Raw genomic sequence first — 16110 nt, forward strand, 5'->3', positions numbered from 1 at the left:
GCCGCATCCGGCGAGGCGCCTCACCTCATCCCACTCTTTCCATTTTGGCCAGGAAATCCCATATTCGGGACATGGCCAAATCTCCCGATCAAAAAGCGCCGCCGACGGCGAATGACGACCGCGCCGCGCCGAAGCGGCGCAGTCCGCTGACCGATTTCCTCGACGCCTCGGAGCCGCTGCACAGAGGCGGCTTCGCCGAGATGCCGCAGCCGGAACTGTCGGGCACACCGCTGACCGGTTCGATCGCGGATTGGGCCGAGCAGATCGAGCAGGAAGCCGAGAAGGAAGGACGTCTCGTCGGCAAGGGCGACGGCGGCAAATCGCCGAAGCCGTCGAAGAAGATACCCGAGCGCTCAAGCTCGCCGGGGCGCAGTTCGCGCGGCACCTCGATGGGTGGCGCGGCAACGGCCAGGGAGCGCACGGCAGCCGGCCTCAATCCGGTCGCCGGCCTCGACATCTCGCTGGAAGACGCCGAGACGATGGCCTCGGGCAGCGTCACCGCGACGGTGGCCGCGCTGTCGGCGCTGATCGAATCCGGCAATCCGCTGCACAAGGACGGTGTGCTGTGGACGCCGCACCGCCCCGCCCGCCCGGAAAAATCCGAAGGCGGCATTACCATCAAGATGGTGTCGGATTTCGAACCGGCCGGCGACCAGCCAACCGCGATCAAAGATCTGGTCGAAGGCGTCGACAACAACGACCGCACCCAGGTGCTGCTCGGCGTCACCGGCTCCGGAAAAACCTTCACTATGGCCAAGGTGATCGAGGAGACGCAGCGCCCTGCTTTGATCCTGGCGCCGAACAAGACGCTGGCGGCACAGCTCTATTCCGAGTTCAAGAAATTCTTCCCGGAAAACGCCGTCGAGTATTTCGTCTCCTATTACGACTATTACCAACCGGAAGCCTACGTTCCGCGCACCGACACCTTCATCGAGAAGGAATCCTCGATCAACGAGCAGATCGACCGCATGCGCCACTCGGCGACGCGTTCGCTGCTCGAGCGCGACGACGTCATCATCGTCGCCTCGGTGTCCTGCATTTACGGTATCGGCTCGGTCGAGACCTATACCGCGATGACCTTCCAGATGCAGATCGGCGACCGGCTCGACCAGCGCGCTCTGCTCGCCGATCTCGTCGCCCAGCAATACAAGCGCCAGGACATCAACTTCGTCCGCGGCTCGTTTCGCGTGCGCGGCGACACGATCGAGATCTTCCCGGCCCACTTGGAAGATCGCGCCTGGCGCATTTCGATGTTCGGCGACGAGATCGAGCAGATCACCGAGTTCGATCCGCTGACCGGCCAGAAGACCGGCGAGCTGAAAAGCGTCAAGATCTACGCCAATTCGCACTATGTGACGCCGCGCCCGACCCTCAACCAGGCGATCAAGTCGATCAAGGAAGAGCTCAAGCACCGGCTGGTGGAACTGGAACGCGCCGGCCGCCTGCTGGAGGCGCAGCGGCTGGAGCAGCGCTGCCGCTTCGACCTCGAAATGCTGGAAGCCACCGGCTCCTGCGCCGGCATCGAGAACTATTCGCGCTATCTCACCGGCCGCCAGCCGGGCGATCCGCCGCCGACGCTGTTCGAGTACATTCCCGACAATGCGCTGGTCTTCATCGACGAAAGCCATGTCACCGTGCCGCAGATCGGCGGCATGTATCGAGGTGACTTTCGTCGCAAGGCGACGCTGGCCGAATACGGCTTCCGCCTGCCGTCCTGCATGGACAACCGGCCGCTGCGCTTCGAGGAATGGGACGCCATGCGCCCGCTTTCCGTCGCCGTCTCGGCGACGCCGGGCGGCTGGGAGATGGAACAGGCTGGCGGCGTCTTCGCCGAACAGGTCATCCGCCCGACCGGGCTGATCGATCCGCCCGTCGAGGTGCGTCCGGCCAAGAGCCAGGTCGACGATGTCGTCGGCGAAATCCGCGACACCACCAAGGCCGGCTACCGCACGCTGGTCACGGTGCTGACCAAGCGCATGGCCGAGGACCTGACCGAGTATCTGCACGAGCAAGGCATCCGCGTCCGCTACATGCACTCCGACATCGACACGCTGGAGCGCATCGAGATCCTGCGCGATCTGCGCCTCGGCGCCTTCGACGTGCTGGTCGGCATCAACCTTCTGCGCGAAGGCCTCGACATTCCCGAATGCGGCTTCGTCGCCATTCTCGATGCCGACAAGGAAGGCTTTCTGCGCTCGGAAACCTCGCTGATCCAGACCATCGGCCGCGCCGCCAGAAACGTCGACGGCAAGGTCATCCTCTATGCCGACCAGGTCACCGGCTCGATGGAGCGGGCGATGGCCGAAACCAACCGCCGCCGCGAAAAGCAGGTGGAGTGGAACGAGGCCAACGGCATCACGCCGGAATCGGTCAAATCGCGCATCTCCGATATTCTGGATTCGGTCTACGAGAAGGATCATGTCCGCGCCGACATCTCTCAGTTCACCGACAGCGCCGGCGCCATGATGGGCAACAATCTGAAGGCCCATCTGGACGCGATGGAGAAACAGATGCGCGATGCCGCCACCAATCTCGACTTCGAGAAGGCAGCCCGCATCCGCGACGAGATCAAGCGGCTGCGCGAGATGGAACTGTCCATCTCCGAAGACCCGCTGGCCAAATATGCCGACATGGAAAGTCCCGCCTCAGGCCGCGAAAAGGGCAAGCACAACAAGGGCGTGGCCAAACATCGGACAGCAGAGGAGCAGGAGCGTTTCCGCAAGTTCGACGAAGCACGCGCCGCCGAAGAGGCGGCCAGGGCTGCCCGGCCCAACCTCTTCCGCAAGCCTGATCTCGACGAGATGGGCGCCGATGGCGCGGTGCCGGTGAAGAAACCGCTGTTTTCGAAACCCTCGATTGACGATATGGGCCCGGGCACCGACATGCCGACGCCGGCTGGTGCGGTGTCGCGCTCGCTGTTCAAGAAACAGTCCGCCGAAGAGGCACACGGCTCCGACTTCGGCATTCCGGGCGACCCGGCCAAGCCGCTGTTCAAAAAGAATTCGCTGGACGAGATGACGGTGCGGCGGACCGAAAAGCCGGTCGAGGGAAAAGTGCCGGCCAAGCCACAGCCGATCTCCCCCCAAGTGGGGGAGATGTCCGGCAAGACAGAGGGAGGCGCGAAGGAACGCGACGGCAAACCAATCGTCCGCCAACGCGCCGGCATCGGTTCTTACGAAGACCCAGGCGACGCCAGCCGTGAAAAACGCCGGCCGGGCAAGACGGGACGGCCGGGGAAGTAGGAAGCTGCAGCTTCGAGTCTGCGATTGGTTGCGGATTTCAGATGCCGCCGCTTAGAATAGGTGATGGTCGTCGTTCGCAGACTTGATGAAGAAGAGTTCAAGGCTTGCTTTGCCGAGCCGATGACGAATATCACCGCGACGGCGAATGCTGTCGTAGACATATGGCCCTATGTCGACGCGCTAAATCTGGACGAAGTCGGCGTGCCCTATTTGAACGACGTCCATTATGTTTACCGGGATGCCCAAAATCGGTTCGATCAAGTTTTGATTGGCACCGGCCGGTTCAACGCCCTTCTCGTGATCGTCATCGATCTCGGCACAAGCGCGGTTTTCGGGCATTTCCTGCTCGACTTGAACAAGGAATATGGAGTGACCGGTGGTCACTTGAGACCTGTGTTGCACCCTTGACCTGGCGAAGCGATGCGATGAGATGTCCGGGCAACCAAGGTTTGATCGATGCGACAGCGAGGCAAGCTCCATATTCTCCCCCTAATCTTAGGCAGCAAGGACACGCCTTTGCGGGCCGGAGCTGATCTCGGTCCGGTCCAGAAACATCTTGGCTTTCCTAAATGGCTATATGTCTATCAGGATCAGCCGTGCGGCTTTCTTCTAGGTTATGGCGATCTGGAAATCGACATTTTGACCAGGCGCAATCGAGCACGCGTCCATCGCATCAGCGTCAAACTTTGGCACATGCCTGATGTCCCCAAGCCTTTGCCTTTGAAATGGAGTGGTAACAGCCAAATCGATCTCGACGGCTTTAGTCCAGCTATGACGTTTTCGGCCGCCAAGGCGCTCCTCGCAAATCTGGGGCTGCAAGCCGAGGAATATAAGCTGGAAAGCGGATTTGAAACTGTCCGCCGGCTCGTGCTCCCTCACGCCGAGCTTCATTTCTTCAAGGGACCGGAAGAACCGATTCTGATGGAGTTTCACTTCCTGACGCCGCAGGAAATCCAGCGAACTAAGGGTGACTTCATATTCCCTTCGCCAGACTAAGGCCGGCCTGCAGAGGACACACTTGCCAGCAGCCCCGCCTTTGGTGTAGCCAGTCCCCACACTCGAACGTCTTGAAAGGAGGGCTCACGTGTTTACGTTTCATCGTCACCATCGTCAGCGTGGCCCGATTTCTGCCCTGCGAGCTAGCTTGCAGGGCTGACCAGGGACGGTCCGGGTTTTCCCGCTTCGATTTTTTGGTCTGCCCTTCGTGGTGTTGCAACGCCGAGCCTGATGGCCAGCACGCGCACCGTCAAAGTGCATCCGGAGTTGTCTCCGGCAAGACCAGAGAAATCAAAAATGGCCCTGATCAGCCTCAAATCCCTCGGCGTCACCATGAGTGCGCCGCTGTTTGCCAATCTCGACCTCACCATCGGCACCGGCGACCGGCTCGGCATCGTCGCCGCCAATGGCCGCGGCAAGTCGACCTTGCTGAAATGCCTGACCGGCGAGATGGAGCCGACCTCCGGCGACATCACCCGCACGCGCGGCCTGCGCGTCGGCCATGTCGAGCAATCCGTTGCCCCGGCTCTTCTCAGCCGCAGCTTCCATCAGGTGGTCGCCGACGCCTTGCCGCCCGAGCAGGCCGACAGCGAGATGTGGCGTGTCGACGTGGTTCTGGATTCGCTCGATGTGCCCGAGCCGATGCGCGAGCGGCCAATGCAGGCGCTGAGCGGCGGCTGGCAGCGGCTGGCGCTGATCGCCCGCGTCTGGGTCACCGATCCGGACGTGCTGCTGCTCGACGAGCCGACCAACCATCTCGACCTCGCCCGCATCAGCCAGCTTGAGACTTGGCTCAATACGCTGCCGCGCGAAGTGCCTGTCGTCATCGCCAGCCACGACCGCGCCTTCCTCGACGCCACCACCAACCGGACGCTGTTTCTGCGCCCGGAACAGTCGCCGGTGTTTGCTCTGCCCTACTCCCGCGCCAGGCAGGCACTCGACGAGGTCGACGCCTCGAACGAGCGCAAGTTCCAGCGCGACATGAAGGTGGCGCAGCAATTGCGCCGGCAGGCGGCAAAACTCAACAACATCGGCATCAATTCGGGCAGCGATCTGCTGACGGTCAAGACCAAGCAGCTCAATCAACGCGCCGAGCGGCTGGAAGAGGCGGCGGCTCCGGCGCACCGCGAAAAGTCGGCGGGAGCCATAAAACTGGCCAATCGCGGCACCCACGCCAAGGTGCTGATCACGCTCGACGACGCGGCTGTCGAAACGCCCGACGGCACGCTCCTGTTTCGGACCGGCAAGCGCCACATCTGCCAGGGCGACCGCATCGTGCTGCTCGGCCGCAACGGCGTCGGCAAGTCACGCTTCGTCACCTTGATCCGCAATGCCATTGTCGAGCCGGACACGGTGCGGAATGTGAAGGTGACGCCATCGACGGTGCTCGGCTACAGCGACCAGGCGCTGTCGGGCATCAGCGGCGACGACACACCGCTGGCGATGGTCTCGCGCCGCTACGATGTCGGCGAACAGCGCGCGCGATCTTTGCTGGCCGGCGCCGGCGTGGTCATCGAGATGCAAGAGAAAAAGATCGGCGTGCTGTCGGGCGGCCAGAAGGCGCGGTTGATGATGCTGGCGCTGAGGCTCGCCAACCCCAACTTCTATCTGCTCGACGAGCCGACCAACCATCTCGACATCGATGGCCAGGAAGCCCTGGAAGCGGAACTGCTGGCGCATCAGGCAAGCTGCGTGCTCGCCTCGCACGACCGCTCCTTCATCCGCGCCATCGGCAACCGCTTCTGGCTGATCGAGAAGCGGAAGCTCACTGAAGTCGAAGACCCGGAGGAGTTCTTCCGCTTGGTGGCCGAGGAGGGTTGAGAGCGACGGATCGAAGGAGTTCGGTTCTTGATCTGCTTTGAAGGCAATAAGCCTGTAAACTATTTGCTTACAGCTCTTGATCTGTGTAAGCAATCTGTTTACATATATCGATGATCAAGTCCTTCAAGAACAAGGCACTGGCGGATCTCTTTCAAACCGGAAAGACCGGCAAGATCGACGCCAAGATGCACAAGCGCATTCTTGTCCGGCTTGACCGCCTGGAAGCTTCAGAGAAGCCGGAGGAAATGAACCTCCCCGGCTTCGATTTCCACCCGCTGAAAGGCTTCGATCCCATCCGTTACACGGTCCATGTCAACGGTCCGTGGTGCATCACATTCGAGTTCGACGGCAAGGACGCCGCCCGCGTTGATTTCGAGCAATATCACTGCCAGATTGGAGAAGTTCGACTTATGACCGTGCACGAGCCGACGCGTCCTATTGAGCGTTGTCCCTCCCACCCGGGAGCGCTGCTTGAGGACATTATCCCGGCAACTGGAAAGACCAAGGTGGAAATTGCAAATCTGCTCGGGATCTCTCGGCAGCAGCTCTATGACATCATCCGCGAAAAGAAGCCGGTTTCGCCCGCTGTGGCCGCTCGCCTTGGAAAGCTGTTCGGCGACGGCGCCGCGATCTGGCTTCGAATGCAGGCGGCTTTCGATGCCTGGCACGCAGAGCGTGAAGTTGATGTTTCAGCTATCCCGACGCTCAAGGTTGCGTAGGCGCCGTTCGGCGGCGCCTGAATAGAATATTAAACGCCGCTCGCAAAAATTTTCGACTGTCTGTCGGATGACCGCCACGCACCGCGTCCTTGGGATGCCGACACAATGATGCCGGCTTCAACCGAGGACAAAGCATCATGTTCACACTGTCATCCATAGGCCGCATCACCACCCGCTACATGCAAGCTCGCGCCCGCCATCGCAGCGAGCGCGCCCTGCTTTCCCTGCCGATCGAATTGCGCAAGGACATCGGCTGGCCGGAAATCTTGACCGACGCGGAAAATGGTCCACGGATCCGCAGAGCTCCCTGACCCCTGCAGCCGGGCAACCCAGGCCATCAATGCCGGCCGCCGCCTGGCGACCGCCAGTCAGTCATGCGTATCGCCCGAAAGCGGTGTCGCCTGCATCGATGGGCGCTTTTCGAAAGCCTCGAACCAGCGCGTCAGCCGCGCCCGTGAGCGAAAAGGCGGAAGGTGACGAAACGCCATCCAGGACAGCGTGGTGGCCAAGGCTATATGGCCGACATGGAGTGGCGCCTCGTCGTCCAGCGTGCTTTCGATCCAGTCGTAGCTCGCCTCGATCTTTTCCCGGCATCCGTCGGCGAGAGCAGCATAACGCAGCTGTTCGGGTCTCCTTTCTGTCTCCCAGCGCAACGCTATGCCTGTCTGCGCCAAGCCCTGGGCGACCGACTGCAGCCGCAACGCCTGCCAGCGCGCCTCGCCGTCTTGCGGCAGCAACTTGCGGCCATCATGCAGCGTGTCGAGATAGGCGCAGATGACATCGGAATCGAAGATCGGCGACGCGTCGGGCCGCACCAGCACCGGCACTTTGCCGAGCGGGTTTTCGGCGTAGACGCGAGCATTGCGCAAGGTCGGACTGGTCTCGTGATGAATGACTTCCAGCCGATCGGCAATGCCGGCTTCATGAGCGAAGACGAGCGCCTTGCGCGCGAAGGGTGAGTGGGTCTGATAGTAGAGGATCATTGTCGTCTCGGAGGTGAGGAAGCGTCGCGTGATCCATCCGTTCTAGCCCGCGAGCGGCGAGAATTGCGCTCTGATTTGAGGCGGCCGACGCAAGTTCGTTTCACGCCTCACGCTCCAGCCGGCTCCCCGACCTATCCGGGGCCGACCACCGAAAATTTTCGCGACCATGTAGGATCGCCGTCACCTCATGCGTCCTATGACTGGCAAGGCCAAACCCAAAGAGGAGCAAGACATGACTGATCAGACCCCCGTTCAGCCCGCAGCCAAAGTGCTCGGCGGATTGACCCCCTATCTGCAGCTGGATGGCGCCTTCAAGGCTGCCGAATTCTACAAGAAGGCCTTTGGCGCCGAGCAGGTCTTTGCCTATCCGGCGGACGAAAAAGGCCGCACCATGCACATCCATCTCCACATCAACGGCTCGACGCTGATGCTCTCCGATTTCTATCCCGAAAACGGGATGCCCGCCGTCAAGCCGCAGGGCTACACCATGCAGCTCCATCTCGGCGCCGATGAAATCGATGCCTGGTGGAAGCGCGCCGTCGATGCCGGCTGCGAAGTCGCCGTGCCACTCCAAATCATGTTCTGGGGTGACCAGTGGGGCAATATGCGCGACCCGTTCGGCGTCGAGTGGGCGATGAACGCGCCGGCGAAGAAAGCCTGATCTATCGCCAATGGCGAAGTCCCTCACCAGCTGGCGTCGGTGAGGCCCTGTGAACTTCCAGGAGGAAACCCACAATGTCCTATGTCGATGGCTTCGTGCTTGCCGTGCCCAAGGCAAATCTCGATGACTACAAGAGGCTGGCCAACCTCACAGGCCCTATATGGATGGAACACGGCGCGCTCGCCTATGTCGAATGTATCGGCGACGACGTGCCCTATGGCGAGTTGACCTCGTTTCCGCGTGCCGTGCAGGCAAAAGACGACGAGATCGTCGTCTTCTCCTGGGCCGTCTATGAATCGCGGGAGAACCGCGATGCCGTCATGGCCAAGGTGATGGCCGACCCGCGCTTGACACCCGATTGGGGCCCTATGCCGTTCGACGGCAAGCGCATGATCTTCGGCGGCTTCAAGCCATTCATGGAGCTCTAACGCCAAGCTAGGTCGAGATTTAGGTCAGGCCGAGTCGAGAACGGTAGTTTCCGAGAACCGGAACGGAGCGTACGTTCAAGTACGTGAGTACCGGAAGCGCAGGGAACTGCCGTTCGCAGGCCGGCCTCACCTCAATATCGGTCTAGCTTGTCCAGCAGCGGCTTCAGCCGGTCACCATAGCGCTTCCAAAGATCGACCGAGCCCTGATACATCGGCTGGCGCACCTGTGCGGCGGAAGCCGTGCGCACCGGCCGGTCGGTCTCGTGGAAGGACAGCGCCGCATCGTCCCAGGGCAGGCCTAGATATGCGATCAGCGCCCGCGTCTGGCCTTCCTGGTCAGCAACGAAATCCTCGTAGCGCACATCATGCACGACCCCTGGCAGCACCGTGTGCCAATGCGCCATGATGTCGGTGTAGAGATTGTGGAAGTCGGCAAGTTCGCCGAGATCGTAGCCATAGCGATGGCTGTCGCCGCGGAAATGCACCTTGTAGATCGACAGGCAGGTGGCCGCCGCATCGCGCGCGCAATGGATGATCCTGGCCTTCGGCATCATCATGTGGATGAAGCCGACAAGCAGGAAGTTGCCCGGCATTTTGTCGGTGACGTGGCGCATGTTCGGATAGCGGGCATGCAGCATGTCAAGATAGGCTTGGCCTGCCTCGGCAAAATCCGAATCGCCGGTCTCCGATACGCCCCAGGGGAAGCCACCCGGCATGGTCGCCGGGAACTGCTTGCCGACCGCTTTCTTCAAGATGCTGAGCTCGCCGGCGCCATAGACCTGCGGATGGCTGGCAATGATCTGCTCGACCAGCGTCGTGCCCGAGCGCGGCATGCCGACGACGAAGATAGGCGTATCGTCGCCGATTGAGCTGGGCTTGTGTTTCTCGAAGAAGCCGGCATCGAAGGTTGCCTTCATCGCCTCGAACTCGGCCCGCGTCTTGGCCTTGTCGTAATCGATGCCCTTGCGGCGGATCGCATTGCCCTCGGCGAAATAGTCGAAGGCCCGGCCATAATCCTTCAGATCGTCATTGGCCTTGCCGAGACCGAAGGACAGCTGCATGCGCGACAGGCTGTCCTGCGGCGCCTTGGCATGCTGAGCCTCCATGCTGGTCAGTTCGCTGTCACGCTCCTTCTGGCGCTTGACCTGCGTCAGCATCAGCCAGGCTGTGGCCATGGCGGGGTTGATCGCCAACGCCTGCCGGAACAGATCTGCCGCCTCGTCGAGCTTGCCCTTTTCCATCAACCCGACGCCGAGCCCGTGCAGCAGGTCGGCATCCTTGGGGCGTATCGCCAGCGCTTCGCGGAAGGCAGCCAGCGCCTCGTCCAACCGCCCGGCTTCCTGCAGGGTTTCGGCAAGCCCGATGCGGGCGCGCACATGAAATGGGTTGCGAGCAACCGTGCCGCGATAAATCTCTTCGGCCTCTTCGAACTGGCCGACCTGCTTCAGCGACGAGCCGAGATTGTCGCGCGCCGCGAGCTGGTCCGGCCGCAGATCCACCGCGCCTCGGAAGAAATCGATGGCCGCAGCAGGGCGGCCGAGGTCGCGCATCACCGTACCGAAATTGTTGAGGAAATCGGGATTCGTCGGCTGCATGCTCACCGACCGTTCGATGAGATCCAGCCCTTCTTCGCTGCGCCCGGTCTGGTGCAGCAGCAGTCCCAGGAAATGCGCGGCGGCCGCGTGCTTGGGCTGACGCGCCAGCACCTGCCGGTAAATCGTCTCGGCCTCTTGCCGGCGCCCGGCCTGATGCAGTTGCAGCGCCTGCTGCACATACTGGTCGAGGCCCAGCGGCGGCTGTCCTCCCGCGCCAGACCTGGCTCCCGCACCCGCCGCTCGTCTCTGATCTCTGTTAATGGGAAACCTGCCGTGTTTGTCCGCCTGCCGCGATCTAGGCCATTGGCGCGCCAGGTTCAAGTCTTCGCGTGGTTCCGCGCCCTTTCCGTCGCCGCGAAAGCGTTCAAATCAGGCGGTTGGTCTCTGCGACCTGTCTGGCCCGCCTTACGGTGCCATCGGTATCGGCGATCGTTCGTCTTGCCGCCTCATCGCTTCTGATGGTCAGCCGTGCCGACTTGACGATCATCGGCTTGCCGGTCGGGCCGGCGGCAATGGCGTGTATGATGGTCGGCTTGATCATCGGGTTGATCGCTGCGGTCATGCCTCTCGAGGTTCTGACGGAAACCATGGCTTTTTCCTTCCAGGAATAAATAAAATGCAAGTGCCGGGAAAATCGGCCCAGCGTAAATTTAAGCAATTTTTTGAAAGCCACTGAGCCATATCAGGATTTTTCAAATAATTACAGCGATCTATTTTTTTGCCGCCGTCCGAGTTTTTCATGAATCTTCTTGAACAATCAGCCCTATCAGCCTATATAGACAGGATGGCTTTGGGCCAGAATTGGCATCTCGCGGCGTCAGAGGTTCTCGACCCGCCAATCTCATTCCAAATCTTCGATACCGGGCGCGCGGCATATTCGCTCCGCGGCCATGTCTCATTCTTCGAAAGATCCACATGAACACCGGAACCGTTAAGTTCTACAATGGCCAGAAGGGCTTCGGCTTCATTCAGCCGACCGATGGCGGCAAGGACGTTTTCGTCCATGTCAGCGCACTGGAGCGCGCCGGCTTCCCCGGACTTGCCGAAGGCCAGAAGCTGCAGTTCGAGTTGGAGCGTGACACCAAGGGCCGCGAGTCGGCCGCCAATTTGCAATTGATCTGATCCGGCCGAATTCGATGAACGCTGACCACGGATGTACTGGCAGCTCTCGAAAGCGGCTTATTTCCAGCGACTGCCGGAAATAGGAAAGCGGGGCTCGTCCCCGCTTTTTTGCTTTCAGGACCGCTGCTTTGCACAGGTAAGACAATGCCGGACCGCACCACCCACTCCATCGCGCATTTCGCGGCACCTTTCGTGCTCGGCGGACTGGAAGGGCAGCTGCCGGCCGGCGACTACGACATCAATCACGACGAAGAGCTGATCGAGGGCATGTCGCGGCTTGCCTGGCGCCGCGTCGCCACCTTCATCCATCTGCCGGCAAGGGCAGTGAAAAACCCGCCCACCAGCCAGCTTGTCGCCATCGATTACCTCGAACTCGAAACAGCGCTGAAGCGCGACAGGGAGAATGCAGCATGATCCGTTTCCAGCAGAATGCGCGCCCGCGCACCGACACGCCCGCGCACCAGTTTGCGATCGGTCAGACCGTGCGCATGAAGAGCCGCACCGGCCTCGTCCAGAAGACCGCCGAACTGTTCCAGATCAAGAGCAGGCTGCCGGTCAAGGACGGCTCGCCGCAATACCGCATCCGCAGCGAGCAGGAGACCCATGAGCGGGTCACCACCGAAGACAATCTCGAACCGGCCGACAACCCAGTTGTTGCCAACGACCCGGTTGTTGCTGACAGCCCGGTCGTCTGAGACACCACCGCAAAGCCAAGCCAAAACGCAGCAGGAGCACGACATGTCCAAGGGTCAACAGCGAAGCAACCGCGAGACGCGCAAGCCGAAGAAGGACAAGGTCGTGGCCAAGCCCGCCTCCCCGTTCGGCTCGTCGGTCAAACAGGCGGAGAGCAGCCTGAAGCCGAAATCGAAGGGCTGACAAACTGGAGGGCGCGCCTCGTGCGCCCTCTCCGTCCCTATGTGAGGCGGCGAATTGATTGAACAGGCCCGCGCAATGCTCTGCCACGGAGGCGCGCTTGAACTTCGTCATCGAGTTCTACCGGTCGCGCGACGCCGACGAAGCCACCCTCGACAAGGTATCGCTGGAAGCGCCGAACCTGCGCGCCGCGCTGCAGGGTGCTACCGCGCTGTTCCACACGCTCGCCATGCCGCAAACCCCCGATCGCCTGCGCATTTGCGACGACGATGGCAGCGAGCTTTACGCCGGCCCGGCCGACGGGGCGTATCCGGCACCGTGACCAGCAGCGCGAGCTTCAATCTTCACGCGCTGCCTTTGCCGATCTGATCATGTCCTGCGAATATCGCCCAGCCTTCTCAGCACGGCCCGTCTTCAACGACGCGATAGTCCGCGGCGCGGGCTTCGCAGGAATTGGGGAAGGTACGCATCTCGCCGTGCCGGCGAGCGCACACCGGCGCATACTCGCGGGTGCAGAACGTCTGCTCTTGGCCGCCACCATCGCCACCACCACCGTCGCGGCACGGACCGTCGCGCACGATGCGATAGCCGGCCCGGTCGGCAAGGCAGGCATTGGCAAAGGTCTGGCGGTCGCCGCCGCGGCGGGCACAGACCGGTTCGTACTGCTTGCTGCAATATTGCGGTTCGGGCCGTGGCGGACGCGGGCGCGGCCCTGGTCCCTCATCGACCACGACGGTGCAGGCGGCAAGAATTGCCGACAGCAACAGGATGGCAAAACCCTGTCGCGAAAAGATTGTCGCCAGAAATTTCATGATGATCTCCCACGATCGCGTCCCGGTTGCCGATCCTCGCCATTCCCTTGCCAAATGCAACCCCCGTTTGCAGCCATTACAGCCGGAAACGGCGCCTGGGCCGTGGGCGGCATCAGCTTCCTCGGCCACCTCGACATCTGGCCCATTCGTGGCCCGGCTCTGGCCGATGACCCGGTCGGCAAGCAAGCTTATGCCGGGCCGATCGATGCTCAGGTCAGTCGATTCATGCGTCGGGATGCGCCAGTGCGGCGGCCCGCGGCGCTATCTTGCAACCATCACGTTTCCGTGCGATAAATTCCGTGTTCGGGCATTTGCGACCCGGAGAGCGGAACGTTTTGGACGACCTTTCCCCGATACTGTGAATCTCTGACGGCCCCGTTTTCGGCGGGGGGTTTGACCATGCGCCAATGCATGACTGCCGAAGCAACCACCGGGAACTGCCCTTTGCGCCAGGCGGCGGGCAGGACCACCAAAGACTGAACGGGTGAAGGAGTTTCCCCAATGGCCCAGACCGGCACCGTTAAATTCTTCAACGCGACCAAAGGCTTCGGTTTCATCACGCCCGATGGTGGCGCCAAGGACGTGTTCGTCCATATTTCCGCGATCGAGGCTTCGGGCCTGCGCACGCTCGTCGACGGCCAGAAGGTCACCTTCGACGTCGAGCCGGACCGCATGGGCAAAGGCCCCAAGGCCGTCAACCTCCGCGCTGCCTGAGCCATCGGCACGCCGCACGTCTCTCGGACGCGCGACGGAGGCTCCAATGCCTGAACCTGGCTTGGAGAGAGATTTGAATTTTGAAAGGCGCGGCGATCTTCGTCGCGCCTTTTTCGTACCGAAAAAGGCAGACCAAGGTCTGTTGAGATTCAGGCGAGGCCGAGCCGAAAATGGCTGATACCGAGAACCGGAGCGGAGCGTACGTTTGGGTACGTGAGCACCGGAAGCGCAGGAAACGGCCATTTGCAGGCCGCCTCACCTGAATATCGACAGACCTTAATGCATGTCGCTCAAAGGTGGTCTTGGGTTTGGGGGAACGATACGCATGAAAACAAAGACTTAAAGCGAGTCGCGAGGCGCTTCAGGTGCCCGCAAAACTTTCTCTTGCCGATGACGCTAAAATAAAGGACAAATTTCCACTCGGGCATTTGCCGGCCCGAGACTGGAATTTATGGGACAAAGGAGCTTCCCATGCCGCAGACCGGCACCGTCAAATTCTTCAACCATGCCAAGGGCTTCGGCTTCATCACGCCCGATGATGGCGCGAAGGATGTTTTCGTCCATATTTCGGCCGTGCAGGCGTCCGGTCTTCCCGGTCTCGAGGATGGCCAGAAAGTGTCATTCGACACCGAGCCGGACAAGCGTGGCAAGGGACCGAAAGCCGTCAACCTGTCGGTCGGCTGAGCCGGCTTCAGACCGGCTGCGGCGGGCGGTTTCGCCCCTTGAGAGTGTGTGACCTTTGACGTCTGTTTTGAATAAACACGTCGAAATCCGTTCAGCCCCCGTTCAGCCACGGTCGCATATTAGTCTTTGGTAAAGCCGGACCGCATCCTCCGAAACTGCACGGGCCGGTACGAAGGAGACCGACATGAACCGAATTTTCAAAACCGCCGTCCTGGCCGCTGCCGTCGCCGCCACCACGCTCGCAACCTTGCCCGCCGCCAATGCGCGTGACTGGCGCCATCACGGCCATCACGGCAATGGCGATGCGATCGCCGCCGGCGTCCTCGGCCTCGCGGCCGGCGCGCTGATCGGTGGCGCGTTGGCCAATGACCAGCCCCCGCCCTACGCTGACCGCTACTACGATGACGGTTACTACGATCGTGACGTTGTGGTGCGCCCGGCACCGGTCCGCCGCTACTATGCGGAACCGAGGGTTGTCTACGCCGATCGTTATGCCGAGCCGTGGACGCGTGACTGGTACGAATACTGCTCGGACCGCTACCGCAGCTTCAATTCCCGTACCGGCACGTTCACCGGCAATGACGGCGAACAGCATTTCTGCACTGCCAACTGAGGCATCCCTGCCCCCAAACAAAAAGCGCTGACCGCAAGGCCAGCGCTTTTTTTGTTTGGAACACCGCAGGATTTGGGATCGGCGAATATCGGCACGCCCTAAACGAGAAAAGGATTGGTCCGCCTCTCCTCGCCGAAGCGGCCGCCGGGACCGTGGCCGCAGATGAAGCCAATGTCGTCGCCGAGCGGCAGGAGCTTGTCCTTGATCGAAGCGATCAGCGCCGCGTGGTCGCCGCCCGGCAGGTCGGTGCGGCCCACCGAACCGCGAAACAGCACGTCGCCGACATGGGCGAACTTGGCTGCGCGGTTGTAGTAGACGACGTGGCCGGGCGCATGGCCGGGGCAGTGCAACACCTCGAACACATGGCCGCCGAACGACACGGTCTCGCCTTCGGTCAGGAACCGGTCGGGCACACAGTTGCGCGCACCGGCGATGCCGTAACGCCTGCCCTGGTTTTCCAGATTGTCGAGCAGCGACTTGTCGGCCTCGTGCGGGCCGATGATCTCGACGCCGAGCGCCTCCTTCAGCTCCATGGCGCCGCCGGCATGGTCGATATGGCCATGCGTTATCCAGATCGCCCCGGCTGATATCGCATTATCCTTCAGCGCCGCCAGCACCTTGTCGATGTCGCCGCCCGGATCGACGACGACACCGTGCTTGTCGTCCATGTCGAACAGGATGGTGCAATTCTGCTGAAACGGTGTGACCGGCACGATGCCGGCATTGAGCTGACCCATGATCGTCCTTTCGCTATGCCAGCGGTGATGTAGAGGCGCGGGCGAAGGGCGTCCACCCCTCGAAAGACGAACAGTCAGTAGTCCCAAAACGGAAATGGGCGGCCGAAGCC

Annotated in this window: 21 protein-coding genes and 1 pseudogene; 17 read left to right on the forward strand and 5 right to left on the reverse strand. The window is 61.6% G+C overall.

The genetic code is table 11. The features are described 5' to 3' along the window. The first annotated feature begins 71 nt into the window (after positions 1-71). The 7 genes and pseudogenes from uvrB to EJ076_RS35340 all read left to right on the forward strand — a co-directional run bounded on the left by uvrB (position 72) and on the right by EJ076_RS35340 (position 7089). Positions 72-3242 carry an excinuclease ABC subunit UvrB gene (gene uvrB, locus EJ076_RS28725; protein ID WP_126070153.1) on the forward strand — a complete coding sequence of 1057 codons (3171 nt, stop codon included), beginning with the start codon at positions 72-74 and terminating at the stop codon, positions 3240-3242. Positions 3243-3305: 63 nt separating this feature from the next. Then, positions 3306-3650 (forward strand): hypothetical protein, encoded by a 345-nt coding sequence (locus tag EJ076_RS28730; RefSeq protein WP_126070154.1) that lies wholly within the window; start codon positions 3306-3308, stop codon positions 3648-3650. A 48-nt stretch (positions 3651-3698) separates the two neighbouring features. Further along, the gene (locus tag EJ076_RS28735; RefSeq protein ID WP_126070155.1) at positions 3699-4238 is read left to right on the forward strand and encodes a hypothetical protein; all 540 of its coding nucleotides are present in this window, start codon (positions 3699-3701) and stop codon (positions 4236-4238) included. A gap of 297 nt (positions 4239-4535) precedes the next feature. After that, positions 4536-6059 (forward strand): ABC-F family ATP-binding cassette domain-containing protein, encoded by a 1524-nt coding sequence (locus tag EJ076_RS28740; protein WP_126070156.1) that lies wholly within the window; start codon positions 4536-4538, stop codon positions 6057-6059. 110 nt (positions 6060-6169) lie between these two features. After that, positions 6170-6445 (forward strand): annotated as a pseudogene (locus tag EJ076_RS28745) (type II toxin-antitoxin system RelE/ParE family toxin); the annotation flags it as partial. 24 nt (positions 6446-6469) lie between these two features. Next, a complete protein-coding gene (locus tag EJ076_RS28750; RefSeq protein ID WP_057143482.1) occupies positions 6470-6778 on the forward strand; it encodes a HigA family addiction module antitoxin in 309 nt (102 codons plus the stop codon). A gap of 137 nt (positions 6779-6915) precedes the next feature. Then, positions 6916-7089, forward strand: a complete 174-nt coding sequence (locus tag EJ076_RS35340; protein WP_164548759.1) for a hypothetical protein — start codon at positions 6916-6918, stop codon at positions 7087-7089. Positions 7090-7146: 57 nt separating this feature from the next. Here the strand turns inward: EJ076_RS35340 and EJ076_RS28755 are convergent, their stop codons facing one another. After that, a complete protein-coding gene (locus EJ076_RS28755) occupies positions 7147-7761 on the reverse strand; it encodes a glutathione S-transferase family protein (protein WP_126070157.1) in 615 nt (204 codons plus the stop codon). A 232-nt stretch (positions 7762-7993) separates the two neighbouring features. Here EJ076_RS28755 and EJ076_RS28760 point away from each other — a divergent pair, with 232 nt between their 5' ends. Both EJ076_RS28760 and EJ076_RS28765 read left to right on the forward strand, forming a co-directional pair. After that, positions 7994-8422: a glyoxalase/bleomycin resistance/extradiol dioxygenase family protein gene (locus EJ076_RS28760; RefSeq protein WP_126070158.1), complete on the forward strand. Its 429-nt coding sequence runs from the start codon at positions 7994-7996 to the stop codon at positions 8420-8422. Between the two features lie 74 nt (positions 8423-8496). Next, positions 8497-8850 (forward strand): DUF1428 domain-containing protein, encoded by a 354-nt coding sequence (locus EJ076_RS28765; RefSeq protein WP_109659825.1) that lies wholly within the window; start codon positions 8497-8499, stop codon positions 8848-8850. 131 nt (positions 8851-8981) lie between these two features. On the opposite strand, the gene EJ076_RS28770 is transcribed toward EJ076_RS28765, so the two are convergent. Both EJ076_RS28770 and EJ076_RS28775 read right to left on the reverse strand, forming a co-directional pair. Continuing rightward, a complete protein-coding gene (locus tag EJ076_RS28770; protein WP_126070159.1) occupies positions 8982-10622 on the reverse strand; it encodes a sulfotransferase in 1641 nt (546 codons plus the stop codon). Between the two features lie 187 nt (positions 10623-10809). Then, entirely contained in the window at positions 10810-11034 is a 225-nt protein-coding gene (locus EJ076_RS28775) for a hypothetical protein (RefSeq protein ID WP_126070160.1), read from the reverse strand. Between the two features lie 326 nt (positions 11035-11360). Between EJ076_RS28775 and EJ076_RS28780 the strand changes: the two genes are divergently transcribed. The 5 genes from EJ076_RS28780 to EJ076_RS28795 all read left to right on the forward strand — a co-directional run bounded on the left by EJ076_RS28780 (position 11361) and on the right by EJ076_RS28795 (position 12762). Further along, entirely contained in the window at positions 11361-11567 is a 207-nt protein-coding gene (locus EJ076_RS28780; protein ID WP_023809797.1) for a cold-shock protein, read from the forward strand. Positions 11568-11711: 144 nt separating this feature from the next. Beyond that, positions 11712-11981: a hypothetical protein gene (locus tag EJ076_RS28785; protein ID WP_126070161.1), complete on the forward strand. Its 270-nt coding sequence runs from the start codon at positions 11712-11714 to the stop codon at positions 11979-11981. Beyond that, positions 11978-12262 carry a hypothetical protein gene (locus EJ076_RS28790; protein ID WP_126070162.1) on the forward strand — a complete coding sequence of 95 codons (285 nt, stop codon included), beginning with the start codon at positions 11978-11980 and terminating at the stop codon, positions 12260-12262. Before EJ076_RS28785 ends, EJ076_RS28790 begins: the two co-directional genes overlap by 4 nt. A 43-nt stretch (positions 12263-12305) precedes the next feature. Next, a complete protein-coding gene (locus tag EJ076_RS35345) occupies positions 12306-12443 on the forward strand; it encodes a hypothetical protein (protein WP_164482279.1) in 138 nt (45 codons plus the stop codon). A gap of 97 nt (positions 12444-12540) precedes the next feature. After that, on the forward strand, positions 12541-12762 hold the full coding sequence (locus tag EJ076_RS28795) for a hypothetical protein (RefSeq protein ID WP_109659816.1): 222 nt from the start codon (positions 12541-12543) through the stop codon (positions 12760-12762). A 76-nt stretch (positions 12763-12838) separates the two neighbouring features. On the opposite strand, the gene EJ076_RS28800 is transcribed toward EJ076_RS28795, so the two are convergent. After that, complete coding sequence (locus EJ076_RS28800; RefSeq protein ID WP_126070163.1) at positions 12839-13252, reverse strand: Kazal-type serine protease inhibitor; 414 nt, start codon at positions 13250-13252, stop codon at positions 12839-12841. A 501-nt stretch (positions 13253-13753) separates the two neighbouring features. Here EJ076_RS28800 and EJ076_RS28805 point away from each other — a divergent pair. From EJ076_RS28805 to EJ076_RS28820, 3 genes are all read left to right on the forward strand, one after another. Then, positions 13754-13966 (forward strand): cold-shock protein, encoded by a 213-nt coding sequence (locus EJ076_RS28805; RefSeq protein ID WP_006202520.1) that lies wholly within the window; start codon positions 13754-13756, stop codon positions 13964-13966. A 471-nt stretch (positions 13967-14437) separates the two neighbouring features. Beyond that, positions 14438-14650 (forward strand): cold-shock protein, encoded by a 213-nt coding sequence (locus EJ076_RS28815; protein WP_013530020.1) that lies wholly within the window; start codon positions 14438-14440, stop codon positions 14648-14650. 184 nt (positions 14651-14834) lie between these two features. After that, entirely contained in the window at positions 14835-15263 is a 429-nt protein-coding gene (locus tag EJ076_RS28820; protein ID WP_109659809.1) for a BA14K family protein, read from the forward strand. 98 nt (positions 15264-15361) lie between these two features. On the opposite strand, the gene EJ076_RS28825 is transcribed toward EJ076_RS28820, so the two are convergent. After that, complete coding sequence (locus tag EJ076_RS28825; RefSeq protein ID WP_109659807.1) at positions 15362-16000, reverse strand: MBL fold metallo-hydrolase; 639 nt, start codon at positions 15998-16000, stop codon at positions 15362-15364. Positions 16001-16110 lie beyond the last annotated feature (110 nt).

The organism is Mesorhizobium sp. M7D.F.Ca.US.005.01.1.1 (assembly GCF_003952545.1).
Lineage (GTDB): Bacteria > Pseudomonadota > Alphaproteobacteria > Rhizobiales > Rhizobiaceae > Mesorhizobium > Mesorhizobium loti.